24 protein-coding genes are annotated in these 24835 nt (G+C 71.6%); 1 reads left to right on the forward strand and 23 read right to left on the reverse strand.

All coding sequences use genetic code 11. The annotated features are described in order from the left end of the window. Positions 1-24 precede the first annotated feature (24 nt). The 9 genes from ACN9MM_RS07550 to pyrR form a co-directional block, all read right to left on the reverse strand. On the reverse strand, positions 25-348 hold the full coding sequence (locus ACN9MM_RS07550) for an integration host factor (protein WP_030204477.1): 324 nt from the start codon (positions 346-348) through the stop codon (positions 25-27). A 296-nt stretch (positions 349-644) separates the two neighbouring features. Beyond that, a complete protein-coding gene (gene pyrF / locus ACN9MM_RS07555) occupies positions 645-1481 on the reverse strand; it encodes an orotidine-5'-phosphate decarboxylase (protein ID WP_426362914.1) in 837 nt (278 codons plus the stop codon). Beyond that, entirely contained in the window at positions 1478-2587 is a 1110-nt protein-coding gene (locus ACN9MM_RS07560) for a quinone-dependent dihydroorotate dehydrogenase (RefSeq protein ID WP_426362915.1), read from the reverse strand. Before ACN9MM_RS07560 ends, pyrF begins: the two co-directional genes overlap by 4 nt. A gap of 77 nt (positions 2588-2664) precedes the next feature. Next, a complete protein-coding gene (gene carB / locus ACN9MM_RS07565) occupies positions 2665-5973 on the reverse strand; it encodes a carbamoyl-phosphate synthase large subunit (RefSeq protein ID WP_426362916.1) in 3309 nt (1102 codons plus the stop codon). Then, positions 5966-7108, reverse strand: a complete 1143-nt coding sequence (gene carA, locus ACN9MM_RS07570; RefSeq protein WP_426362917.1) for a glutamine-hydrolyzing carbamoyl-phosphate synthase small subunit — start codon at positions 7106-7108, stop codon at positions 5966-5968. Before carA ends, carB begins: the two co-directional genes overlap by 8 nt. Then, entirely contained in the window at positions 7105-7686 is a 582-nt protein-coding gene (locus ACN9MM_RS07575) for a hypothetical protein (protein WP_426362918.1), read from the reverse strand. Before ACN9MM_RS07575 ends, carA begins: the two co-directional genes overlap by 4 nt. Beyond that, on the reverse strand, positions 7683-8969 hold the full coding sequence (locus ACN9MM_RS07580) for a dihydroorotase (RefSeq protein WP_426362919.1): 1287 nt from the start codon (positions 8967-8969) through the stop codon (positions 7683-7685). Before ACN9MM_RS07580 ends, ACN9MM_RS07575 begins: the two co-directional genes overlap by 4 nt. A gap of 2 nt (positions 8970-8971) precedes the next feature. After that, on the reverse strand, positions 8972-9952 hold the full coding sequence (locus tag ACN9MM_RS07585) for an aspartate carbamoyltransferase catalytic subunit (protein ID WP_426362920.1): 981 nt from the start codon (positions 9950-9952) through the stop codon (positions 8972-8974). A gap of 84 nt (positions 9953-10036) precedes the next feature. Further along, positions 10037-10603 carry a bifunctional pyr operon transcriptional regulator/uracil phosphoribosyltransferase PyrR gene (pyrR, locus tag ACN9MM_RS07590; RefSeq protein WP_426362921.1) on the reverse strand — a complete coding sequence of 189 codons (567 nt, stop codon included), beginning with the start codon at positions 10601-10603 and terminating at the stop codon, positions 10037-10039. A gap of 245 nt (positions 10604-10848) precedes the next feature. Here pyrR and bldD point away from each other — a divergent pair, with 245 nt between their 5' ends. Continuing rightward, on the forward strand, positions 10849-11349 hold the full coding sequence (bldD, locus tag ACN9MM_RS07595) for a transcriptional regulator BldD (RefSeq protein WP_017242229.1): 501 nt from the start codon (positions 10849-10851) through the stop codon (positions 11347-11349). A 151-nt stretch (positions 11350-11500) separates the two neighbouring features. Here the strand turns inward: bldD and nusB are convergent, their stop codons facing one another. The 14 genes from nusB to ACN9MM_RS07665 all read right to left on the reverse strand — a co-directional run bounded on the left by nusB (position 11501) and on the right by ACN9MM_RS07665 (position 24834). Then, a complete protein-coding gene (gene nusB / locus ACN9MM_RS07600; protein WP_365228784.1) occupies positions 11501-11938 on the reverse strand; it encodes a transcription antitermination factor NusB in 438 nt (145 codons plus the stop codon). 2 nt (positions 11939-11940) lie between these two features. Beyond that, positions 11941-12507 (reverse strand): elongation factor P, encoded by a 567-nt coding sequence (gene efp, locus ACN9MM_RS07605; RefSeq protein WP_352021702.1) that lies wholly within the window; start codon positions 12505-12507, stop codon positions 11941-11943. Between the two features lie 49 nt (positions 12508-12556). Further along, a complete protein-coding gene (locus ACN9MM_RS07610; protein ID WP_426362922.1) occupies positions 12557-13669 on the reverse strand; it encodes an aminopeptidase P family protein in 1113 nt (370 codons plus the stop codon). Between the two features lie 60 nt (positions 13670-13729). After that, entirely contained in the window at positions 13730-14638 is a 909-nt protein-coding gene (locus tag ACN9MM_RS07615) for an AAA family ATPase (protein WP_426362923.1), read from the reverse strand. A gap of 353 nt (positions 14639-14991) precedes the next feature. Continuing rightward, complete coding sequence (aroQ, locus tag ACN9MM_RS07620) at positions 14992-15438, reverse strand: type II 3-dehydroquinate dehydratase (protein WP_382866858.1); 447 nt, start codon at positions 15436-15438, stop codon at positions 14992-14994. Further along, the gene (gene aroB, locus ACN9MM_RS07625; protein ID WP_426362924.1) at positions 15435-16532 is read right to left on the reverse strand and encodes a 3-dehydroquinate synthase; all 1098 of its coding nucleotides are present in this window, start codon (positions 16530-16532) and stop codon (positions 15435-15437) included. The genes aroQ and aroB overlap by 4 nt, the downstream gene beginning before the upstream one ends. Continuing rightward, positions 16529-17047, reverse strand: coding sequence for a shikimate kinase (locus ACN9MM_RS07630; RefSeq protein ID WP_382866862.1), 519 nt, complete (start codon positions 17045-17047; stop codon positions 16529-16531). Before ACN9MM_RS07630 ends, aroB begins: the two co-directional genes overlap by 4 nt. Further along, positions 17044-18228 carry a chorismate synthase gene (gene aroC, locus ACN9MM_RS07635; protein WP_382866865.1) on the reverse strand — a complete coding sequence of 395 codons (1185 nt, stop codon included), beginning with the start codon at positions 18226-18228 and terminating at the stop codon, positions 17044-17046. Before aroC ends, ACN9MM_RS07630 begins: the two co-directional genes overlap by 4 nt. Before the next feature lie 114 nt (positions 18229-18342). Beyond that, the gene (locus ACN9MM_RS07640; RefSeq protein WP_426362925.1) at positions 18343-18570 is read right to left on the reverse strand and encodes a hypothetical protein; all 228 of its coding nucleotides are present in this window, start codon (positions 18568-18570) and stop codon (positions 18343-18345) included. A 43-nt stretch (positions 18571-18613) separates the two neighbouring features. Continuing rightward, positions 18614-19456: a shikimate dehydrogenase gene (locus tag ACN9MM_RS07645; protein WP_426362926.1), complete on the reverse strand. Its 843-nt coding sequence runs from the start codon at positions 19454-19456 to the stop codon at positions 18614-18616. Next, positions 19437-21242: an endolytic transglycosylase MltG gene (mltG, locus tag ACN9MM_RS07650; RefSeq protein ID WP_426362927.1), complete on the reverse strand. Its 1806-nt coding sequence runs from the start codon at positions 21240-21242 to the stop codon at positions 19437-19439. Before mltG ends, ACN9MM_RS07645 begins: the two co-directional genes overlap by 20 nt. A gap of 102 nt (positions 21243-21344) precedes the next feature. Beyond that, complete coding sequence (gene ruvX / locus ACN9MM_RS07655) at positions 21345-21809, reverse strand: Holliday junction resolvase RuvX (RefSeq protein WP_030693079.1); 465 nt, start codon at positions 21807-21809, stop codon at positions 21345-21347. Positions 21810-21811: 2 nt separating this feature from the next. Continuing rightward, positions 21812-24481: an alanine--tRNA ligase gene (gene alaS, locus ACN9MM_RS07660; RefSeq protein WP_426362928.1), complete on the reverse strand. Its 2670-nt coding sequence runs from the start codon at positions 24479-24481 to the stop codon at positions 21812-21814. Next, positions 24481-24834, reverse strand: coding sequence for a DUF6167 family protein (locus ACN9MM_RS07665; RefSeq protein ID WP_382866879.1), 354 nt, complete (start codon positions 24832-24834; stop codon positions 24481-24483). The genes alaS and ACN9MM_RS07665 overlap by 1 nt, the downstream gene beginning before the upstream one ends. Position 24835 lies beyond the last annotated feature (1 nt).

The raw sequence follows: 24835 nt of genomic DNA on the forward strand, positions 1-24835 counted from the left end.
ATCGGAAGCCGGTCCGGTCGCCGATCAGGCGCCCGTGCTGCCGAACTCGCGCTCCAGGGAGGCGATCTGGTTGGAGCCGAGACCGCGCACCCGGCGGCTCTCGGAGATGCCGAGTCGCTCCATGATCTGCTTGGCACGGACCTTGCCGACGCCGGGCAGGGACTCAAGGAGCGCGGAGACCTTCATCTTGCCGATGACGTCGTTCTCCTGGCCCGTCTTGATGACCTCGTGGAGGGAAGCGCCGGAGTGCTTGAGTCGATTCTTGACCTCGGCCCGCTCCCGGCGAGCCGCGGCGGCCTTTTCGAGCGCGGCTGCGCGCTGTTCAGGGGTAAGGGGCGGAAGAGCCACGCCTACGTCACCTCGGATGTCGATCTGTCGGATACGGACCGGTGAGGAACCTGACGCCCCACACCAGTGGAGCAACGCGCAACGGAGTGGCCGTTGAACGCCTGCTCTGCCCCGGAGACTAGCGGCCGAGGCCGCTCCAGTCAGCGAGAACAGCGGAAAAGTCCTGGTCAGCATCGACCGACCAGGACTTTTCCGGCATAACGACCCGGTTTTGAGCCAAGTTTTCGTCAAGTGGTGAGACGGCTCACCATCGGCCGACCCGTCCCCTCCGACCTGCGGATTGTCCGGGAGACCCGTCAGCCGGCGACGGCCGCCCGGATCTCGTCCGCGTAGCGGTGAGCCGAGTCCCGCAGGGCGGCCACGTCGGGACCGTGCCGGAGGACCCCGCGGCTGACGTTCGGGACGACGTTGCCGACCGCCGCGCCGAAGACGGCGGGGAGGTCGGCGGGGGTCGCGCCCTGGGCGCCGATGCCGGGGGCGAGGAGCGGCCCGTTGATGTCCAGGTCGAAGGAGGACAGATCGCCGAGGGTGGCGCCGACGACCGCGCCGAAGGAGCCCATCGGGGTCTCCCCCGCGTTCTCCTCGGCGAGGTGGGCGAGCATCGTCGCGCCGATGGTGCGGCCGTCCTCGCGGACCGCCCGCTGGACCTCCGCGCCCTCCGGGTTGGAGGTGAGGGCCAGCACGAAGAGGCCGGCGCCGGACTCCCGCGCCAGGTTGACGGCCGGCTTCAGGGCGCCGTAGCCGAGGTACGGGGAGACCGTCAGCGCGTCGGAGAAGAGCGGGGAGTCCTTGTGCAGGAAGGTCTCCGCGTACGCGGCCATCGTGGAGCCGATGTCGCCGCGCTTGGCGTCCATGACGACCAGGCCGCCCGACGCCCGCAGATCGGCCGTGGCCCGCTCCAGGACCGCGATGCCGCGGGAGCCGAAGCGCTCGAAGAAGGCCGACTGCGGCTTGAAGACGGCCACGTGCTCGGCGAGGGCCTCGACGACGGTGAAGGTGAAGCTCTCCAGGCCGGAGATGTCGTCGTTCAGGCCCCAGGAGTCGAGCAGGGCGGCGTGCGGGTCGATGCCCACGCAGAGCGGGCCGCGCTCGTCCATCGCGTGGCGCAGGCGGGTGCCGAAGGAGAGGGTCACTGGGCGGCCTTTCGGTGGTCGGCGCCGACGGCCTCGGCGAGGGTGGCGTACGGGGAGGCCGCGAGGCGCGCGGCCAGGCCCTTGTGGATCGCGCGGGCGTAGAACGGGCCCTCGTAGATGAAGGCGCTGTAGCCCTGGACGAGGGTGGCGCCGGCGAGGATGCGCTGCCAGGCGTCCTCCGCGTTCTCGATGCCGCCGACGCCCACCAGGACCAGGCGGTCGCCCACGCGCGCGTGGAGGCGGCGCAGGACGGCCAGGGAGCGCTCCTTGACGGGCGCGCCGGACAGGCCGCCGGTCTCCTTGACCAGCGCGGGGTCGGACGTCAGGCCGAGGCCCTCGCGCGCGATGGTGGTGTTGGTGGCGATGATGCCGTCGAGGCCGAGCTCCAGGGCGAGGTCGGCGACCGCGTCGACGTCCTCGTCGGCCAGGTCGGGGGCGATCTTGACCAGGAGGGGGACGCGGCGGTCGGTGACCGTGCGGTCGGCGGCCTCGCGGACGGCGGTGAGGAGCGGGCGCAGGGACTCGGTGGCCTGGAGGTTGCGCAGGCCGGGGGTGTTCGGGGAGGAGACGTTGACGACGAGGTAGTCGGCGTGCGCGGCGAGGCGCTCGGTGGACTTCACGTAGTCGGCGGCGGCTTCGGCCTCGGGGACGACCTTGGTCTTGCCGATGTTGACGCCGACGGTCGTCCGGAAGACCGCCCTGCGGGCGCCCAGGCGCGCGGCGACGGCGGCGGAGCCCTCGTTGTTGAAGCCCATGCGGTTGATCAGGGCGCGGTCCGGGACGAGCCGGAAGAGCCGCTTCCTGGGGTTGCCGGGCTGGGCCTCGCCGGTGACGGTGCCGATCTCGACGTGGTCGAAGCCGAGCATCGACATGCCGTCGATGGCGACCGCGTTCTTGTCGAAGCCGGCGGCGAGGCCGAAGGGCCCGTGCATGCGCAGGCCGAGGGCCTCGGTGCGCAGCTCCTTGTACCGGGGCGCGAGGACGGCCGCGACGAAGGTGCGCAGGACCGGAGTGCGAGCGGCGAGCCGGATCCACCGGAAGGCCATGTAGTGGGCCTGCTCGGGGTCCATCCGCTTGAAGACCAGGTTGAAGAAGAACTTGTACATGTGTCTGTCGTCCAGGTGTGCTCATGACGAGGGGGACACCGCAGGTGCTGCCGGTGTCCCCCTCCTCGTACGGGCTGCTAGTCGCGGGCCGCGGTCAGGTGCTCCGCGTGCTCCTGGAGCGAGCGGACGCCCACGTCGCCGTGGCCGAGCGCCTCGATGCCCTGGACGGCCGCGGCGAGCGCCTGGACCGTGGTGAGGCACGGGACGCTGCGCGCCACCGCGGCCGTACGGATCTCGTAGCCGTCGAGGCGGCCGCCGGTGCCGTACGGGGTGTTGACGATCAGGTCGACCTGGCCGTCGTGGATGAGCTGGACGATGGTCTTCTCGCCGTTCGGGCCCTCGCCCTCGCTGAGCTTGCGGACGACCGTGGCGTTGATGCCGTTGCGCTTGAGGACCTCGGCGGTGCCGGAGGTGGCGAGCAGCTCGAAGCCGTGGGCGACGAGCTCGCGGGCCGGGAAGATCATCGAGCGCTTGTCGCGGTTGGCGACGGAGATGAACGCGCGGCCCTTGGTGGGCAGCGGGCCGTAGGCGCCGGCCTGCGACTTGGCGTAGGCCGTGCCGAAGACCGCGTCGATGCCCATGACCTCGCCGGTGGAGCGCATCTCCGGGCCGAGGACGGTGTCGACGCCGCGGCCGTGCACGTCGCGGAAGCGCGACCACGGCATGACGGCCTCCTTGACGGAGATCGGCGCGTCGAGCGGCAGGGTGCCGCCGTCGCCGTTCTTCGGGAGCAGGCCCTCGGCGCGCAGCTCGGCGATGGTGGCGCCCAGCGAGATGCGGGCGGCGGCCTTCGCGAGCGGCACGGCGGTCGCCTTCGAGGTGAAGGGGACGGTCCGGGAGGCGCGCGGGTTGGCCTCCAGGACGTAGAGGATGTCGCCGGCCATGGCGAACTGGATGTTGATCAGGCCGCGGACGCCGACGCCCTTGGCGATGGCCTCGGTGGAGGCGCGCAGGCGCTTGATGTCGAAGCCGCCGAGGGTGATCGGGGGCAGGGCGCAGGCCGAGTCGCCGGAGTGGATGCCGGCCTCCTCGATGTGCTCCATCACGCCGCCGAGGTAGAGCTCCTCGCCGTCGTAGAGCGCGTCGACGTCGATCTCGATGGCGTCGTCGAGGAAGCGGTCGACCAGGACCGGCCGGGTGGGGCTGATCTCGGTGGACTCGGCGATGTACGACTCCAGGCGGGCCTCGTCGTACACGATCTCCATGCCGCGGCCGCCGAGCACGTACGAGGGGCGTACGAGGACGGGGTAGCCGATCTCGTCGGCGATGGCCTTGGCACCGGCGAAGGTGGTGGCGGTGCCGTGCTTCGGCGCGGGGAGGCCGGCCTCGGCGAGGACCTGGCCGAAGGCGCCGCGGTCCTCGGCGGCGTGGATGGCCTCCGGGGAGGTGCCGACGACCGGCACGCCGTTGTCCTTGAGCGCCTGCGCCAGGCCCAGCGGGGTCTGGCCGCCGAGCTGGACGACGACACCGGCGACGGGGCCGGCGAGGGTCTCGGCGTGGACGATCTCCAGCACGTCTTCCAGCGTCAGCGGCTCGAAGTACAGGCGGTCGGAGGTGTCGTAGTCCGTCGAGACGGTCTCCGGGTTGCAGTTGACCATCACGGTCTCGTAGCCCGCGTCGCTCAGGGCGAAGGAGGCGTGGACGCAGGAGTAGTCGAACTCGATGCCCTGGCCGATGCGGTTCGGGCCGGAGCCCAGGATGATCACCGCGGGCTTGTCGCGCGGGGCGACCTCGCTCTCCTCGTCGTACGAGGAGTAGAAGTACGGGGTCTTGGCGGCGAACTCGGCGGCGCAGGTGTCGACCGTCTTGTAGACCGGGCGGACGCCGAGGGCGTGCCGGACCTCGCGGACGACGTCCTCGCGCAGGCCGCGGATCTCGGCGATCTGCGCGTCGGAGAAGCCGTGGCGCTTGGCCTCGGCGAGGAGCTCGGGGTGGAGCTTCTCGGCGGCGGTCAGCTCGTCGGCGATCTCCTTGATCAGGAAGAGCTGGTCGACGAACCACGGGTCGATCTTCGTGGCGTCGAAGACCTCCTGCGGGGTGGCGCCGGCGCGGATGGCCTGCATGACGGTGTTGATGCGGCCGTCGGTCGGGCGGACCGACTCGCTCAGCAGCTCCGCCTTGTCGCCGGGCTCGCCCACGAAGGTGAACTGCGAGCCCTTCTTCTCCAGGGAGCGCAGGGCCTTCTGCAGCGCCTCGGTGAAGTTGCGGCCGATGGCCATGGCCTCGCCGACCGACTTCATGGTGGTGGTGAGGGTGGAGTCGGCCTGCGGGAACTTCTCGAAGGCGAAGCGCGGGGCCTTGACGACGACGTAGTCGAGCGTGGGCTCGAAGGACGCCGGGGTCTTCTCCGTGATGTCGTTCGGGATCTCGTCGAGCGTGTAGCCGACGGCGAGACGGGCCGCGATCTTGGCGATCGGGAAGCCGGTCGCCTTGGAGGCGAGCGCCGAGGAGCGGGAGACGCGCGGGTTCATCTCGATGACGATGATCCGGCCGTCGACCGGGTCGATCGCGAACTGGATGTTGCAGCCGCCGGTGTCGACGCCGACCTCGCGGATGATCGCGATGCCGATGTCGCGGAGCCGCTGGTACTCGCGGTCGGTGAGCGTCATCGCCGGGGCGACGGTGATCGAGTCACCGGTGTGGACGCCCATCGGGTCGAAGTTCTCGATGGAGCAGACGACCACGACGTTGTCGTGCTTGTCGCGCATGAGCTCCAGCTCGTACTCCTTCCAGCCGAGGATGGACTCCTCCAGGAGCACCTCGGTGGTCGGGGAGAGCGTGAGGCCCTGGCCGGCGATGCGGCGCAGCTCCTCCTCGTCGTGGGCGAAGCCGGAGCCGGCACCGCCCATGGTGAAGGACGGGCGGACGACGACGGGGTAGCCGCCGAGCGTCTCGACGCCCTTGATGACGTCGTCCATGGAGTGGCAGATGACCGAGCGGGCGGACTCGCCGTAACCGATCTTGGCCTTGACGGCCTCGACGACGCCCTTGAAGAGGTCGCGGTCCTCGCCCTTGTTGATGGCCTCGACGTTGGCGCCGATGAGCTCGACGCCGTACTTCTCGAGGACGCCCTGCTCGTGCATGGAGATCGCGGTGTTGAGCGCGGTCTGGCCGCCGAGGGTGGGCAGGAGCGCGTCGGGGCGCTCCTTGGCGATGATCTTCTCGACGAACTCGGGGGTGATCGGCTCGACGTACGTGGCGTCGGCGATCTCCGGGTCGGTCATGATCGTGGCCGGGTTGGAGTTGACCAGGATCACCCGCAGGCCCTCGGCCTTGAGGATGCGGCAGGCCTGGGTGCCGGAGTAGTCGAACTCGGCGGCCTGGCCGATGACGATCGGGCCGGAGCCGATGACCAGGACGGACTGGATATCGGTGCGCTTAGGCACGCTCGGCCTCCATGAGGGATACGAAGCGGTCGAAGAGGTACGCGGCGTCGTGCGGGCCCGCGGCCGCCTCGGGGTGGTACTGGACGGAGAAGGCCGGCTGGTCGAGCAGCTGGAGGCCTTCGACGACCTGGTCGTTCAGGCAGACGTGGGAGACCTCGGCGCGCCCGTAGGGGGTGTCCGAGACCTTGTCGAGGGGCGCGTCGACGGCGAAGCCGTGGTTGTGCGCGGTGACCTCGACCTTGCCGGTGGTGCGGTCCTGGACCGGCTGGTTGATGCCGCGGTGGCCGTACTTCAGCTTGTAGGTGCCGAAGCCGAGGGCGCGCCCGAGGATCTGGTTGCCGAAGCAGATGCCGAAGAGCGGGGTCTTGCGCTCCAGGACCGCCTGCATGACGGCGACGGGGCCGTCGGCGGTGGCCGGGTCGCCCGGGCCGTTGGAGAAGAAGACGCCGTCCGGGTCCACCGCGTAGATGTCCTCGGCGGTGGCGGTGGCGGGCAGGACGTGGACCTCGATGCCGCGCTCGGCCATCCGGTGCGGGGTCATGCCCTTGATGCCGAGGTCGACGGCGGCGACCGTGAACTTCTTCTCGCCGATCGCGGGGACGACGTACGTCTCCTTGGTGGCGACCTCGGCGGAGAGGTTGGCGCCCTTCATCTGCGGCTGCGCCTGGACCTTGGCCAGGAGGGCGGCCTCGTCGGCGAGGGCGTCGCCGGAGAAGATGCCGACGCGCATGGCGCCGCGCTCGCGCAGGTGGCGGGTGAGGGCGCGGGTGTCGATGCCGGAGATGCCGACGACGCCCTGGCGCTCCAGCTCCTCGTCCAGCGAGCGCTGCGCGCGCCAGTTGGAGGAGACGCGGGCGGGGTCGCGGACGACGTAGCCGGAGACCCAGATGCGGCCGGACTCGGGGTCCTCGTCGTTGACGCCGGTGTTGCCGACGTGCGGGGCGGTCATGACCACGACCTGGCGGTGGTACGACGGGTCGGTGAGGGTCTCCTGGTAGCCGGTCATGCCGGTGGAGAACACGGCCTCGCCGAAGGTCTCCCCCACGGCCCCGTAGGCGCGGCCGCGGAAGGCGCGGCCGTCCTCCAGGACGAGTACGGCGGGAGCCTTGGCGGCTCCCCTGGTGGAGGTCGTCATCGTGCGATGCCTTCCGTCGTGGTGGTTACGGCGTTCATGGAGTTGATGGCCTCGACCCAGGCCGTGTGCTCGGCCGCCCGGTCGGAGCGGAAGCCGGAGTCGAGCTGCTTGCCACCGTGCTCCCAGGTGACGATCAGGAGCCCGCCCTCGGCGAGGACCTTGCCTGCGATGCCCTTGTCGAGGCGGGCCTCGCGCAGGGCATCGGCCGGGACGAAGAAGTCGTTCGCCCCGGGGCGTGCGACCTCGATCCCGGCGTCGGTGAGCGTGAGCTCGACACGGCTGCGGGTGCCGAGGCCGTGGGCGACGATCCGGTCGAGCCACTGCCCGGCGGTCGTGGACCCGTGGTAGCGCCCGCTGAGAGTCAGTCTCGCCTCGCCGGTCGTGTCCGGCGCGGTGGGCAGCTCGGGGAGGTCCGACTGGAGGCTGCCGCGCCATTTCCATCCCTGGCGCATGAGCCAGTAGACGAAGACGACGAAGAGGAGCAGTCCGGCGACCCAGCCGAGCCGCCCGGCCCAGTCGGTCACCTCCGCCGACTTCTGCTCGGCAGCCTCTGCGGCGATTGCGATGAGTGGTGTCACGCCAGCTTCCCGTCCACGACCGTTGCCCGGCCCCGCAGGAAGGTGTGGGTGACGCGTCCCGGCAGCTCGCGGCCCTCGTAGGGGGTGTTGCGGCTGCGGGAGGCGAAGTCCGCGGGGTCCACGACACCACGGTAAGCCGGATCGACCAGCGTCAGGTTCGCGGGCTCACCTGCCGAGACGGGCCGTCCGTGGCCCTTGGCCCCGCCGATGCGGGCCGGGGCGAAGGACATCCGGTCGGCGACGCCGGCCCAGTCGAGGAGGCCGGTCTCGACCATCGTCTGCTGGACGACGGAGAGCGCGGTCTCCAGGCCGACCATGCCCATGGCGGCCGCGGCCCACTCGCAGTCCTTGTCCTCGTGCGGGTGCGGGGCGTGGTCGGTGGCGACGATGTCGATGGTGCCGTCGGCGAGCGCCTCGCGCAGGGCGAGGACGTCCTTCTCGGTGCGCAGCGGCGGGTTGACCTTGTAGACCGGGTTGTACGAGCGGACCAGCTCGTCCGTGAGGAGGAGGTGGTGCGGGGTGACCTCGGCTGTGACGTCGATGCCGCGGGACTTGGCCCAGCGGACGATCTCGACGGAGCCGGCGGTGGAGAGGTGGCAGATGTGGACGCGGGAGCCGACGTGCTCGGCGAGGAGGACGTCGCGGGCGATGATCGACTCCTCGGCGACGGCGGGCCAGCCGCCGAGGCCCAGCTCCGCCGAGACGATGCCCTCGTTCATCTGGGCGCCCTCGGTGAGGCGGGGCTCCTGGGCGTGCTGGGCGACGACGCCGCCGAAGGCCTTCACGTACTCCAGGGCGCGGCGCATGATCACGGCGTCGTCGACGCACTTGCCGTCGTCGGAGAAGACGGTGACGCCGGCGGCGGAGTCGTGCATGGCGCCGAGCTCGGCGAGCTTCTTGCCCTCCAGGCCGACGGTGACGGCGCCGATGGGCTGGACGTCGCAGTAGCCGGCCTCCTGGCCGAGGCGCCAGACCTGCTCGACGACGCCGGCGGTGTCGGCGACGGGGTGGGTGTTGGCCATGGCGAAGACGGCGGTGTAGCCGCCGGAGGCGGCGGCGCGGGTGCCGGTGAGGACCGTCTCGGAGTCCTCGCGGCCGGGCTCGCGGAGGTGGGTGTGGAGGTCGACCAGGCCGGGCAGCAGGATCTGGCCGTCGGCCTCGATCACGGTCGCGCCCTCGGCGGAGAGTCCGGTGCCGACCTCGGCGATGGTCTCGCCGTCGACGAGGACGTCCTGGACGCCGTCGCCGAGGACCTGCGCACCGCGGATAAGGATCTTGCTCATGGTTACTTGCTCTCCTCGGTACGGGTGTGGCTGACGGCGGACTCGTTGCCGCCCAGAAGCAGGTAGAGGACGGCCATCCGGACGGAGACGCCGTTGGCGACCTGCTCGACGACGGTGCAGCGGTCGGAGTCGGCGACCTCGGCGGTGATCTCCATGCCGCGGACCATCGGGCCGGGGTGCATGACGATGGCGTGCTCGGGCATCCTCGCCATCCGCTCGCCGTCGAGCCCGTAGCGGCGCGAGTACTCGCGCTCGGTCGGGAAGAAGGCGGCGTTCATCCGCTCGCGCTGCACACGCAGCATCATCACCGCGTCGGACTTCGGCAGCACGCTGTCGAGGTCGTACGAGATGTCGCAGGGCCAGGTCTCGACGCCGACGGGGACGAGGGTGGGCGGGGCCACCAGGGTGACCTCGGCGCCGAGGGTGTGGAGCAGGTCGACGTTGGAGCGGGCGACCCGGCTGTGCAGGACGTCGCCCACCAGCGTGATGCGCTTGCCGGCGAGGTCCTGGCCGAGGCCGGCGTCGCGGCCGACGAGGCGGCGGCGCATGGTGAAGGCGTCGAGGAGGGCCTGGGTGGGGTGCTGGTGGGTGCCGTCGCCGGCGTTGATGACGGGGGCGTCGATCCAGCCGGAGGTGGCGAGCCGGTAGGGGGCGCCGGAGGCGCTGTGCCGGATGACGACCGCGTCGACGCCCATGGCCTCCAGCGTCTGCGCGGTGTCCTTGAGGGACTCGCCCTTGGAGACGCTGGAGCCCTTGGCCGCGAAGTTGATCACGTCGGCGGAGAGGCGCTTCTCGGCGGCCTCGAAGGAGATCCGGGTCCGGGTGGAGTCCTCGAAGAAGAGGTTGCAGATGGTCCGGCCGCGGAGGGTCGGGAGCTTCTTGATGGGCCGGTCGGCCACCCGGGCCATCTCCTCGGCGGTGTCGAGGATCTGGACGGCGTCGTCGCGGGTGAGGTCGGCGGCCGAGATGAGGTGACGCATCATCGGGGTTTCTCTCCGTGGTGGGGAGGTGTGAGGGCATGCGGGGGCACAGGGGTGTGCCCCGGCCCCGGCGGGAAGCCGGTCCGGCTAGGAGGCGGGCTTGGAGCCGAGCAGGACGGTGTCGCGACCGTCTTCCTCGGCGAGCTGGACCTTGACCGTCTCCCGCAACGACGTGGGGAGGTTCTTGCCGACGTAGTCGGCGCGGATCGGAAGTTCGCGGTGGCCGCGGTCGACGAGGACCGCGAGCTGGACGGCGCGCGGGCGGCCGATGTCGCCGAGGGCGTCGAGGGCGGCGCGGATGGTGCGGCCGGAGAAGAGCACGTCGTCGACGAGGACGACGAGGCGGCCGTCGATGCCGTCACCGGGGATCTCGGTGCGACCGATGGCGCGGGCGGGCTTCAGCCGCAGGTCGTCCCGGTACATGGTGATGTCGAGGGAACCGACCGGGATCTTGGCGCCGGTGATCGATTCGAGCTTCTCGGCGAGCCGGCGGGCGAGGAAGACGCCACGGGTGGGGATGCCGAGGAGGACCACGTCGTCGGCGCCCTTGGCGCGCTCGACGATCTCGTGGGCGATGCGGGTCAGGACCCGCGCGATGTCGGGGGCCTCGAGAACGGGCCGCGCGTCGTCGCTGTGCTGCTGCTGAGTGTCCATGGGAAACGGACCTCCTTCTCCGCCTCACGGGACGGCTCTTAAAGGACGTCGGATTTGCGCCGTTCACTCTACCAGGGGTGGGGGCGGCTTTCCCGCGCACCCCTGCCGCCCCTCCGGGCGCCGTCCCCCGGGAGGGGGCGGTACGGACCATTCGGCTTGACGGGTAGGTGTAACGCTGCGTAACCTCACAGTGAGTTACCAGCCGCGCGGCGCAGCCGCATGTCGTCACAGCGTCCGGGAGCGTTATGTCCAGCGAATACGCAAAGCAGCTCGGGGCCAAACTCCGTGCCATCCGCACCCAGCAGGGTCTGTCCCTCCACGGGGTGGAGGAGAAGTCCCAGGGCCGCTGGAAGGCCGTCGTGGTCGGCTCGTACGAGCGCGGAGACCGCGCGGTGACGGTGCAGCGTCTTGCCGAGCTGGCCGACTTCTACGGGGTGCCGGTGCAGGAGCTCCTGCCGGGCACGACTCCGGGCGGGGCCGCCGAGCCGCCGCCGAAGCTGGTCCTGGACCTGGAGCGCCTCGCGCACGTCCCGCAGGAGAAGGCGGGCCCGCTCCAGCGCTACGCGGCGACGATCCAGTCGCAGCGCGGCGACTACAACGGCAAGGTGCTGTCGATCCGTCAGGACGACCTGCGCACGCTCGCCGTCATCTACGACCAGTCCCCCTCGGTCCTCACCGAGCAGCTGATCAGCTGGGGTGTCCTGGACGCGGACGCGCGCCGCGCGGTCGCCCACGAGGACAACTGACCCTCGGCGAGGGCACAGCAGAAACGTACCGCCGGGCCCGTGGACGTCATCCGACGTCCACGGGCCCGGCGCTTTTCCGCGGACGTGTCACGGGTACGCGAAGGGGCCCGCAGCACCGAGTGCTGCGGGCCCCTTCGCGTACCGTGCGGGACTAGGCGTCCGCGTCCCGGCGCAGGCGCGGCTTCAGGTCCTTGAAGCGACCGAGGAGGCCGTTGACGAAGGTCGGGGACTCGTCGGTGGAGAACTCCTTGGCGAGCTGCACCGCCTCGTCGATCGCGACCGCGTCGGGGGTGCCGTCCTCCCAGAGCAGCTCGTACGCTCCGAGGCGCACGATGTTCCGGTCGGCGACGGGCATCCGGTCGAGGTCCCAGTCCACGGCGTAGGTCGCGATGAGATCGTCGATCCGCGCCTCGTGGGCCGCGTACCCCTCGACCAGCTGCATGGTGAAGTCGTTGACCGGCGGCTGGCGGTCGTCCGACCGCGCGTGCCGGACCTGGTCCGCGAGAACCTCCTGGACGGAGGCACCACGCTGGTCCGCCTCGAAGAGGATCTGGAAGGCGCGCTTGCGGGCCTTGCTCCGAGCGGCCACGGTTACTTGTTCACCCGGCCGAGGTAGCTGCTGTCGCGGGTGTCGACCTTGACCTTCTCACCGGTGGTGATGAAGAGCGGGACCTGGATCTCGTGGCCGGTCTCCAGCGTGGCCGGCTTGGTGCCGCCGGTGGAGCGGTCGCCCTGGACGCCCGGGTCGGTGTGCTGGATGACCAGCTCGACGGCGGCCGGCAGCTCGACGTAGAGCACCTCGCCCTCGTGCTGCGCCACGGAGGCGGTGAAGCCCTCGATCAGGAAGTTGGCGGCGTCGCCGACGTTCTTCCGGTCGATGTGCAGCTGGTCGTACGTCTCCATGTCCATGAAGACGAAGTACTCGCCGTCCATGTAGGAGAACTGCATGTCACGGCGGTCGATGGTGGCCGTGTCGACCTTCGTACCGGCGTTGAAGGTCTTGTCGACGACCTTGCCGGAGAGCACGTGCTTGAGCTTGGTGCGCACGAAAGCCGGGCCCTTGCCGGGCTTGACGTGCTGGAACTCGACGACGGACCAGAGCTGGCCCCCGTCGAGCTTGAGCACCATGCCGTTCTTGAGGTCGTTCGTGGAAGCCACGGTTGCGGAATCTCCTGGACTGACGTGGGACCGAGGAGGCGTACGCGCCTTACAGCGCGAGCAGCTCCTTGGTCGTGATGGTGAGTAGCTCGGGTCCGCCGTCCGCCTCCTGGCGCACGACGAGCGTGTCATCGATCCGGACCCCGCCCCGTCCCGGGAGGTGAACCCCCGGTTCGACGGTGACCGGCACGCAAGCGTCCAGTTTACCCATGGCCGAGGGTGAGAGCTGCGGGTCCTCGTCGATTTCGAGCCCCACCCCGTGCCCGGTGAGGGGCACGGCGGCCTCCGCGTGGCCCGCGGCGTCCAGGATCTGGCGGGCCGCCCGGTCCACGTCGCGGTATTCCGCGCCGGGTGCGAGGGACTCGCGCCCGGCCCGCTGAGCGGCGAAGACGAGCTCGTACAGCTCGATCTGCCAGTCGGCGGGGGTCGTGCCGATGACGAAGGTGCGGCCGATCTCGCACCGGTAGCCGCGGTAGTCCGCGCCGAGGCAGACGGAGAGGAAATCGCCCTCCTCGACCCTGCGGTCGGTGGGCCGGTGCCCCCGGCGCCCGGAGTGCGGTCCTGTCCCCACCGAGGTGGGGAAGGCGGCCCCGTCGGCGCCGTGGTCGACGAGCCGCCGCTCCAGCTCCAGGGCGAGGTGGCGCTCGGTCCGGCCCACCAGGATCGACTCCAGGAGCTCTCCGAGGGCCTGGTCGGCGATCTCCGCCGCGATCCGCAGGCAGGCGATCTCGTCCTCGTCCTTGACGATCCTGAGCTGCTCCACGGCGCAGGCGAGGTCGGCGAGACGCAGTCCGGGGCCGACGGAGCCCATGGCCCGGTGCCGGGCGACCGTCAGGTGGTGCTCCTCGACCGCGAGCGCGTCCGCGCCGGCCCGGCGTGCCAGGTCGACCGCGGCGACCGCGGGGTCGCCTGCGCCCGTGGGCAGGACCTGCTGCCGGAGCACCTCGTCGAGCCTGCCGTCGGCCGGCTCGCCGCTGGGCGCGACGGGGCAGAGCAGGACGTCCGCCTCCGGTTCGGGCCCGACCAGCAGCACGGCGCCCGGCGGCGAACCACCGGCGAGATAGCGGACGTTGGCGGGGCGGGAGACCAGGGCCGCCGGGCTGCCCGCGGCCGCGCACCGGTCGCGCAGCCGTACACGGCGGTCCGCATACACCTCTGACATGCTCCGAGCCTACGAGCGTGGCGGCGGGGCGTCCTGTTCAGAACGGCCGTCCGGGCGCGGTCACCAGGTGGGCGGGCTCGCGATCGCGCGGGCCAGGACGTCGTCGAGGACGCGCGCGGTGGTTTCGACGTCGTACGTGGAGTTGTCGATGATCGGCAGGCCCGAGCCGTACCAGCCGGCCATCCGGCCGTGGATCGCGGCGACCTCCTCGTCCGAGAGCCGCCGGTTGCCGCTGCGCTCGGCGTTGCGCTCCAGGACGATCTCCAGGCCGGGGAGGAGGACGACGGGCAGCAGACCGGGGCCGACGTGGCGCTTCCACCCTCCGAGGCCCACGACGGGCCGGTCGGGGAAGACGGCGTCGTCGACGATGCAGGAGATGCCGTTGGCGAGGAAGTTGCGCGCGGCGAAGCCGCAGGTGCGGCGGGCGAGCCGGTACTGCGCCTCGGAGTGCTCGTTCCAGCCGGACTGCGGGTCGGCGAAGCCGGAGCAGACCCACTCGCGGACGTCGTCGAGGCTGATGTGCGCGGTCGGCACCCGGCGGCGCTGCGCCCAGTGCCGGGCGACGGTCGTCTTGCCCGCGCCCGCGGGGCCGATGAGGAGCACGGCGAGGGTCGCCGCGCCGGTCCCGGCACCGTGCTCCACGGGCGGTGCGAGGGGCGCGCTCACGGGCGGCAGCGGAACGTGCCCGGTCAGGTCGGCGCGCGGCGGCGCGGCCGAGGGGTGCCGCGGGGCCGCGGCGTGCTGACCGGAGGCGGGCTGCTGCGCGACGCCCGGGTGCGGCGGCCCGGAGGAGGGGTGCTGCGGGCCGGAGGGCGGCTGCTGAGGTGCTCCCGGGTGCGGCGGACCGGCCGGGTGGGGCGGTGCGGGGTGCTGGGGGGCCGCCGGATGCTGCGGTACGCCTCCGGGGGTGCCCCAGCCCGGCGGGGCGTGCGGGGGCCGCGGAGCCCCGGCCTGGACGGTCGGGTGCACACCGAGCCGGGGACCCGACGCGGGCCCCGGGTACGGCGGGACCGGGGGCTGCCCACCGGGCTCCCCACCACCCGCGACGGGGACGGGGCCCGATCCGGGCACGGGCACGGCGCCGCCGGGCACGGGCCCTGATCCCGGTATGGGTCCCGGTCCCGGCACGGGTCCCGGGCCGGTCGGCCCGCCCGAGCCCTCGGGCGGAGGCAGCGGACCCCCCACTGCGTGCTGCATCCCGTGCCACTCCGTCTCGTGCGCCTGTCGGATCCCCGGACCGGTGTGTCCGTGGACGGCGGAACGTTACCGCCCCCGGCCCCCACAGGGGGAACGGCCGGGGACGCCCCCTGGTGCCCTGCCCGTCAGCCGGCGAGTTCCTCGGCGAGCGCCCGCAGCGCCAGCCGGTAGGAACCGATCCCGAAGCCGGCGACCGTCCCGGTCGCCACGGCCGCGATCACCGAGGTGTGCCGGAACTCCTCGCGGGCGTACGGGTTCGAGATGTGCACCTCGATCAGCGGGGCGGTCCGCTGGGCGGCGGCGTCCCGCATCCCGTACGAGTAGTGCGTGAACGCGCCGGGGTTGATCACCACCGGGACCGAGGCGTCCGCCGCCTCGTGGAGCCAGCGGATCATCTCGCCCTCGTCGTTGGTCTCCCGGACGTCGACGTCGAAGCCGAGCTCCGCGCCGAGGGTCCGGCAGGACTCGACGAGCCCCTTGTAGGAGGTGGCGCCGTAGATGTCGGGCTCGCGGGAGCCGAGACGGCCCAGGTTGGGGCCGTTCAGCACCAGGACCGGGCGCGGCTCGCTCACGCCGACACCTCGCCGTACGCCGCGATCAGGACGGCCGGGTCGGGGCCCTCCAGGACGGTCGGCTTGCCGATGCCGTCGAGCACGATGAAGCGCAGCAGGTCGCCGCGGGACTTCTTGTCGACCCGCATCGTCTCCAGGAGCTTCGGCCACTGGTCGCCGCGGTAGGTGAGCGGCAGGCCGACGGACTCCAGGATCGCCCGGTGCCGGTCGGCGGTGGCGTCGTCGAGCCGCCCGGCGAGGCGGCCCAGCTCGGCGGCGAAGACCATGCCGACGGAGACGGCGGCGCCGTGGCGCCACTTGTACCGCTCGTTCTTCTCGATGGCGTGGGCCAGGGTGTGGCCGTAGTTGAGGATCTCCCGGCGGCCGGACTCCTTGAGGTCCCCGGAGACCACCTCGGCCTTGACCTTGATCGAGCGGACGAGCAGCTCGGCGGTGTGCGGCCCGGCCGGGGTGCGGGCGGCCTGCGGGTCATCCTCGATCAGGTCGAGGATGACCGGGTCGACGATGAAGCCGGCCTTGATGATCTCGGCGAGGCCGCTGACGTAGTCGTGCACCGGAAGCGAGTCCAGTGCCGCGAGGTCGCACAGGACGCCCGCCGGCGGGTGGAAGGCGCCGACGAGGTTCTTGCCCTCGGCGGTGTTGATGCCCGTCTTGCCGCCGACGGCCGCGTCGACCATGGCGAGGACGGTGGTCGGCACGGCGATCCAGCGCACGCCGCGCAGCCAGGTCGCGGCCACGAAGCCCGCCAGGTCGGTGGTGGCGCCGCCGCCGACGCCGATGACGACGTCGCTGCGGGTGAAGCCGGTCTGGCCCAGGGCCTTCCAGCAGTAGGCGGCGACCTCGGCGGTCTTCGCCTCCTCGGCGTTCGGCACCTGGATGGCGACCGCCTCGTAGCCCTGGTCGGCGAGGTCGGCGCGGAGCGCCTCGCCGGTGTCGGCGAGCGCCTCCGGGTGGATCACGGCGACCCGCTTGGCCTGGGGGCCGATCAGGCCGGGGAGCTCACCGAGGAGCTGCCGCCCGACGAGTACCTCGTACGGATCGGTGCCCGCGGAACCGCCGACCTGGATCCGGGTCACCTGGTCCTGCTCCGTCATACGTCCTTCAACTCCAGTGCGTCGAGGACCGCCTGGGCGACCTCTTGGGGGGTGCGCTCGTCCGTGCCGACGACGACCCGGGCGACTTCGGTGTACAGATGGCGGCGCGCCTCCATCAGCTCGCGCCACTGACGGCGCGGGTTGACGGCGAGCAGCGGCCGCGCGGTGTTGAGGCCGACGCGGCGGACCGCCTCCTCGACGTCCATCGAGAGGTACGCGACGGGCAGCCCGGCGAGCAGGGCGCGGGTCCCCGCGTCCAGGATCGCGCCGCCGCCGAGGGCGAGGACGCCCTCGTGCTCGGCGACGGCCGCGGCGACGGCGGCCCGCTCCAGGGCGCGGAAGTGCTCCTCGCCGTCCTCGACGAAGATGTCGGCGATCTCGCGTCCTTCGGCGGCGACGATGTCGGCGTCGGTGTCCCGGTAGGGCGCGCCGAGCCGTTCGGCCAGGAGCGCGCCCACCGTGGACTTGCCGGAGCCCATGGGCCCGACGAGGACGACCAGGGGTCCGCCGGTCACCGGATGGTCAGGTGGTCGAGGTACGACCGCACGTTGCGGCGGGTCTCGGGGACGCTGTCGCCGCCGAACTTCTCGACGACCGCGTCCGCGAGGACGAGCGCGACCATGGCCTCGGCGACGATGCCGGCGGCGGGGACGGCGCAGACGTCGGAGCGCTGGTGGTGGGCGGCCGCGGCCTCGCCGGTGGCGACGTCGATGGTGGCCAGGGCGCGCGGGACGGTCGCGATGGGCTTCATCGCGGCGCGGACGCGCAGCAGCTCGCCGGTGGTCAGGCCGCCCTCGGTGCCGCCGGAGCGGCCGGAGGTGCGCTTGATGCCGTCCTCGGTGCGCACGATCTCGTCGTGGGCCTGGGAGCCGGGCACGCGGGCGAGGTCGAAGCCGTCGCCGACCTCGACGCCCTTGATGGCCTGGATGCCCATGAGGGCGGCGGCGAGCCGGGCGTCGAGTCGCCGGTCCCAGTGGACGTGCGAGCCGAGTCCGACGGGCACGCCGTAGGCGAGGACCTCGACGACGCCGCCGAGGGTGTCGCCGTCCTTGTGGGCCTGGTCGATCTCCGCGACCATCGCCTTCGACGCGTCGGCGTCGAGGCAGCGGACCGGGTCGGCGTCGAGCTTCTCGACGTCGGCCGGGGTGGGGTAGACGCCGTACGGCGCCTTGGCGGCGGCCAGCTCGACGACGTGGCTCACGATCTCGATGCCGGCGGCCTCCTTGAGGAAGGACCGGGCGACGGCGCCGAGGGCGACCCGGGCGGCGGTCTCACGGGCGCTGGCGCGCTCCAGGATCGGCCGGGCCTCGTCGAAGCCGTACTTCTGCATGCCGGCGAGGTCGGCGTGACCGGGGCGGGGCCGGGTCAGGGGCGCGTTGCGGCCCGTCTCCTTGAGCTCCGAGGGGTCGACCGGATCGGCCGACATGACCTTCTCCCACTTGGGCCACTCGGTGTTGCCGACCATGACGGCGATCGGGGAGCCCAGGGAGAGTCCGTGCCGGACGCCGCCGAGGAAGGTGATCTCGTCCTGCTCGAACTTCATGCGGGCGCCACGTCCATAGCCGAGGCGTCGCCGCGCGAGGTGGTCCGCCACCAGCTCAGTGGTGACCGGGACGCCGGCGGGAAGACCCTCCAGCGTCGCGACCAGCGCGGGTCCGTGGGATTCCCCAGCGGTCAGCCAACGCAACCTGCTCAACGATGCTCCTCATGCTCGCGCCTGGGCACTGCGACGGCGCGGCCGGGTGCGCGGCCCTGGCCCGCCGTCCCCGATCCTCCCACGTCCGGGGGACGAACCCGCCCTCCGGTCCAGCTATCGGACGCGGGAGTCGCTTTCCTGGACGGGCAGGTCCGCGTCCGGCGACTCGCCGAAGCGGGTGCGCAGCCACCCGAGGCCTTCGTGGACGGCGAAGGTGACGCCGGCGGCGATCAGCGGATGGCGCACCCATTCGGGCAGGTGCCGTGAGGTCACCAGCCAGAGGAAGCGCACGATGTCGTCCGCCGCGTCCCATCTGGACGCCAGCGTCAGCTGCTCGCTCATGTCGCCGTACTCCCCCGTGTTCCGCCCGGCGTGGCGGTGCAGCCTATCGCGCGGCCAGCGCCCGCTCCCCCGCGGCGCGCATGGCGGCGAGCGGGGCCTCGGGGACGCCCGTCATCTGTTCGACCTGGAGAACGGCCTGGTGGACGAGGAGGTCGAGCCCGCCGACGACCTTGCCGCCGCGGTCGGACCAGGCGGCCGCGAGCGCGGTCGGCCAGGGGTCGTACAGGACGTCGAAGAGGGTGCCGGCCCGGTCGGGGACGGCGGTCGCCAGGGCGTTGGTGGTGCCGGCGGGGGTGGTCGCGATGACGAGCGGGGCGTCGAAGGCCTCCGCCGCCCGCTCCCAGTCGGCGGTACGGACGTCCACGCCGAGCCGCTCGCCCCAGCCGCGCATCTCCTCGGCCCGGGCCTCGCTCCGTACGTACGCGGTGACGGGACCCGCGCAGATCCGGGCGAGGGCGGCGAGCGCGGAGGAGGCGGTGGCGCCGGCGCCGAGGACGGCCGCCGACCCGACCTTCTCGACGCCCCGCTCGCGCAGGGCGGCGACCATGCCGGGGATGTCGGTGTTGTCGCCGGCGCGGCGCCCGTCCTCGTGGAGGACGACGGTGTTGACGGCCTCCACGGAGGCGGCCGTGTCGCTGATCTCGTCGAGCAGCGGGATGATCGCCCGCTTGAGCGGCATGGTCAGCGAGAGCCCGGCCCAGCTGCCGTCGAGCTCGCCGACGAAGCCGGCCAGCCCGGCCTCGTCGACCTCGAAGCGGTCGTACGCCCAGTCGTCGAGACCGAGCTCGGCGTACGCGGCCCGGTGCAGGACCGGGGAGAGCGAGTGGGCGATCGGCGAACCGAGGACGGCCGCGCGGCGGCGCGTCTCACTGGCCCGTGTTGGCATTGAACTTGTCCCTCAACTTGTTGTGCTCGGCCAGGGTCTTCGCGAACTCGGTCTTGTTCATGCCGTCGGTGGCGACGAAGTAGATCCAGCCGTCGTTCGTGGGGTTGAGCATGGCGGCGAGCGCCTCGTTACCCGGGTTGCTGATCGGCCCCGGCGGCAGACCCTTGTGCTTGTACGTGTTGTACGGGTCCGTGTTGGTGTTGGCCTCTTGCTCGGAGATCTTGATCTTGCTCTGGCCCTTGAGGTAGTTCAGGGTCGAGTCGAACTGGAGCAGCTGGAACGTCTCGCGGTTGTCGGGCTGGAGGCGGTTGTAGACGACCTCCGCCATCTTGCGGAAGTCCTCGTGGGTCTTGCCCTCCGCCTGGACCAGGCTCGCGACCGTGACGAGTTCCCACGGCCCCTTGACGCCGAGCGACTTCGCCTTCGACTCCAGGTCCAGCTTCAGGTACTCCTGGTTCGCGCGGGACACCATCTTGCGCAGCGCGTCCTCGGGCTTGCTGCCCTTGGCCACGGGGTAGCTCGCCGGGAAGAGGAAGCCTTCCAGCGGGTCCTTGACGTCTTCGTGGTTCTTGGCCCAGTCGGGCAGCCCGAGGGAGTCCGCCTTCGCGAGTGCGATGCTCTTGCTGGTGCCCGGCTTGAGGTCCAGACGCTCGTCGAGCTTCTCGTAGACCCAGGCGTTCCGCTTGCCCTCGGGGATGATCAGGTTGGCCTGGCTGGCCGGGTCCAGCATCAGCGTCACCGCGCTGTCCGCCGACATCTCCGTCTTCAGCGTGTAGGCGCCCGCCTGGATCGAGAGACCGCGGGGGTTCTTCTGCTGCGCCGACACGAAGGCGTCGACGCTCTTGACCACGCCGGCCTTCTTGAGGATGTTGCCGATCTCGTAGCCGCCGGCGTCCTTCGGGATCTCGACCTGCACGACACCGCTGCCGCTGCCCGCGTAGTCGGGCGCCGCACCGAACTGGCCCTGCCAGAACTTGTAGCCGAAGTAGCCGATGCCGCCCACGCCGCCGACCATGACGGCCGCGACGACCAGGCAGGCCACGCCGTTCTTGCCTTTGCGTTTCTTCGCTTTGCTCCGGCGTTCGCGGTCGTCGTCGCGGGAGCCGCGGCCGCGCCTCGGCTCCTCGTCGTGGTCGTCGTCGGAGTCGTCGCCCCCGGTGAAGAAGGGGTGGTTCTCCTCCTCCGGCTCCGGGTCCTGCGCCTCTTCCTCCGGCGCCCAGTCGACGACGGGCTCCGGCGGGTTCTGGCGGCGGCCGGGCGGCTGGGGAGGCGGGTAGGCCTCGGGGGTCCCGTAGAGGTCCGGGTTCTGGCCGCCGTACGGATCGGCCGGGGGCGCGCCGTACGCCATCGCCGCCTGGCCGGTCTCCCAGTTGCCGTCGTACTGCTGTCCGAGCTGCCCGGGCGTGTCGTAACCGCCCGGGTAGCCCGTCTCGTACTGCTGCTGCGGCTGTTGCTGGTACTGAGGATGCTGCTGGTACTGGGGATCGACGTACTGCTGCGGCTGCTGCTGGTACTGCTGCTCCACCTGCGGCTGGTACTGCTGCTGGTGCTGCTGCGCCTGCTGGTACTGCTGCTCGGCCTGCTGCTGGTACGGGTCGACCCCGTAGCCCTGGTCGGCGTGACCGCCCTGGCCGTACGGGTCCACATAGCCCTGGCCCTGGTGGCCGTACTGGCTCGCCTGCTGCGGGTGCGGGTACTGCTGCTGGCCCTCCCACCCCTGGTCCCCGTAGAGCGGGTCCCCGGGGTGCCACGGTTCGGAGCCAGGGCCCCGGCCATACTCAGTCATCGATCCCCAAAACAGCCGCGAGGCTTCCGGACGATCCGCCTCTACGTAGTGCGGCAGCTGTTCGAACACCGCCGCATCGCGCGGAACGTTACCGTATCGCGATCAGATGACCACTTCGACGCCCTCACCGGGCGGATTACCTGATACCCGTTCGGACTCAAGAGCGTTCTGAAGGATGATCACAGCGGCGGCCTGGTCGATCACGGACCGCCCCTTCTTCGCCTTCACGCCCGAGGCGCGCAGGCCCTGGGTCGCGGTGACGGTGGTCATCCGCTCGTCGACCAGGCGGACCGGCACCGGGGCGATGCCCTTCGCCATCTCCCGGGCGAAGGCACGGACCTTGGTCGCGGCCGGGCCCTCCCGCCCGCTGAGCGAGCGGGGCAGACCCACGACGACCTCGATGGGCTCGTACTCCTCGACGATCTGGCGGAGCCGCCGGTGGGCGGCCGGGACGTCACGTCCCGGCACGGTCTCCACCGGCGTCGCGAGGACCCCGTCGGGGTCGCACGAGGCGACCCCGATCCGGGCGTCCCCGACGTCGACCGCGAGGCGACGGCCGCGGCGCATCGTCACGCCGTCTCCACCACGAGGCGCTCGACGGCGGCGATGGCCTCGCCGACGGCCTCCGGGTTCTGGCCGCCGCCCTGGGCGACGTCCGGCTTGCCGCCGCCACCGCCGCCGAGGGTCTTGGCGGCCGTGCGGACGAGCTCGCCGGCCTTGAGGCCGCGCTCACGGGCGGCCTCGTTGGTGGCGATGACCGTCAGCGGCTTGCCGTTGACCGTGGTGAACAGGGCCACGACGACCGGACGGTCGGAGGAGATCCGGCCGCGCACGTCGAGGACCAGCCTGCGGAGGTCGTCGGCGCCCGTGCCGTCCGGGACCTGCCCGGTGACGAGGGCGACGCCCCGGATGTCGCGGGCGGACTCGACAAGACCGGCGGCGGCCTGGAGGACCTTCTCCGCGCGGAACTTCTCGATCTCCTTCTCGGCGTCCTTCAGCTTGCCGAGCATGGAGGAGATCTTCTCCGGGAGCTCCTCCGGGCGGCCCTTGACGAGCTCCTGGAGCTGGGCGACGACCGTGTGCTCGCGGGCGAGGAAGTTGTACGCGTCGACACCCACGAGGGCCTCGATGCGGCGCACGCCGGAGCCGATGGACGACTCGCCGAGCAGCTTCACCAGGCCCAGCTGGGCGGTGTTGCCGACGTGCGTGCCGCCGCACAGCTCCTTGGAGAAGTCGCCGATGGTGACGACGCGGACCTGCTCGCCGTACTTCTCGCCGAACTCGGCGATGGCGCCCTGGCGCTTGGCCTCGTTGATCGGCATGACCTCGGCGTGGACCTCCAGCTCGCGCGAGAGGACCTCGTTGATCTTCTGCTCGACGTCGGTGAGGACGGCGCCGGGAACGGCGTTCGGCGAGCCGAAGTCGAAGCGGAAGCGGCCGGGCTGGTTCTCGGAACCGGCCTGGGCGGCCGTCGGGCCGAGGGCGTCACGCAGGGCCTGGTGGGTCAGGTGCGTGGCGGAGTGGGCGCGGGCGATGGCCCGGCGGCGCTTGACGTCGATGGTGGCGTAGGCGGTGGCGCCCACGGTCACCTCGCCGACCTGCACGGAACCCTTGTGCACGGAGACACCGGGAACGGGCTGCTGGACGTCACGGATCTCGATGACCGCGCCGCTGTGCAGCTTGATCCGGCCCTGGTCGGCGATCTGACCGCCGCCCTCGGCGTAGAACGGGGTGCGGTCGAGGACGACCTCGACCTCGTCGCCCTCGGAGGCGGCCGGCGAGGAGACACCGTTGACGAGGAGACCGACGACGGTGCTCTCGCCCTCCGTGTTCGTGTAGCCGGTGAACTCGGTGGCGCCGTTGCTGTCGGCGATCTCCCGGTACGACGTCATGTCGGCGTGGCCGGTCTTCTTCGCCTTGGCGTCGGCCTTGGCGCGGTCCCGCTGCTCCGTCATCAGGCGGCGGAAGCCGTCCTCGTCCACGGAGAGGCCCTGCTCGGCGGCCATCTCCAGGGTGAGGTCGATCGGGAAGCCCCAGGTGTCGTGGAGCAGGAACGCCTTCTCGCCGGCGAGGACGGTGCCGCCGGCGGCCTTGGTCTCGGTGACGGCGGTGTCGAGGATGTTGGTGCCGCCCTTGAGGGCCTTCAGGAAGGCGGCCTCTTCGGCGAGGGCGACGGTCTCGATGCGCTTGCGGTCGGTGACCAGCTCCGGGTACTGCTCGCCCATCGTGTTGATCACGGTGTCCACGAGCTCCTGGACGACCGGGCCGGTGGCGCCGAGCAGGCGCATGTTGCGGACGGCGCGGCGCATGATGCGGCGCAGCACGTAGCCGCGGCCCTCGTTGCCGGGGGTGACGCCGTCGCCGATGAGCATGACGGACGTGCGCATGTGGTCGGCGACCACGCGGAGCGAGACGTCGCTGTCGTGGGCCTTGCCGTAGGCGACGCCGGTGAGGGCGGTGGCCTTGTCGATGACGACCTGGAGGGTGTCCGTCTCGTACATGTTCTGGACGCCCTGGAGGATCATCGCCAGGCGCTCGAGGCCGAGGCCCGTGTCGATGTTCTTCGACGGGAGCTCGCCGAGGATCGGGAAGTCGTCCTTGCCCGAGCCCTCACCGCGCTCGTACTGCATGAAGACCAGGTTCCAGATCTCCACGTACCGCTCGTCGTTGACGGCCGGGCCGCCCTCGACGCCGAACTCGGGGCCGCGGTCGTAGTTGATCTCGGAGCACGGGCCGCAGGGGCCGGGGACGCCCATCGACCAGTAGTTGTCCTTCTTGCCGAGGCGCTGGATGCGCTCGGCCGGGACGCCGACGACGTCGCGCCAGATCTGCTCGGCCTCGTCGTCCTCCTGGTAGACGGTGATCCAGAGCTTCTCCGGCTCGAGCCCGTAGCCGCCGTGCTCCACCGGGGTGGTCAGCAGCTCCCAGGCGAGCTTGATGGCGCCTTCCTTGAAGTAGTCGCCGAAGGAGAAGTTGCCGCACATCTGGAAGAACGTGCCGTGCCGGGTCGTCTTGCCGACCTCTTCGATGTCCGGCGTGCGCACGCACTTCTGCACGCTGGAGGCGCGCGTGAAGGGGGGCTTGACCTCGCCCAGGAAGTAGGGCTTGAACGGCACCATGCCGGCCGGGACGAGCAGCAGAGTCGGGTCGTCCGCGATGAGCGACGCCGAAGGGACGACGGTGTGCCCGCGCTCCTCGAAGAAGCTCAGCCAGCGGCGGCGGATTTCAGCCGACTCCATCAGTGGTCCTCATTCCGGTTGTACGAACTCGTAGGCATCTTGGAAAACGAATAGGTGGTCGGGTGCGCGACCGGGCCCAGCGCGGCCCTCCGGCGCGGCTCCGGCAGCTCCCGGCCCTGGTCCACGGGGGCTTCCAGGCCGAGCGCCTCGCCCAGCTCGGCCTCTCGCTGGACCATGCCCGCCCTCACGTCGAGGGCGAAGTCCTTGAGCCGGTGGCCGGTCTCGAGCGCCTTGTTCGCCGCCTGGGCCGCGAGGCTCTCGGGGGTCAGCTGCTTCAGCTTCCGGTTGACCTTGGTGGTGGCCCACACGCCGGCGGCTGCGCCGGCCGTGAACCAGAACGTGCGGCGGAACATC

It is taken from the genome of Streptomyces sp. E-08 (genome assembly GCF_049913095.1).
Classification (GTDB): Bacteria; Actinomycetota; Actinomycetes; order Streptomycetales; family Streptomycetaceae; genus Streptomyces.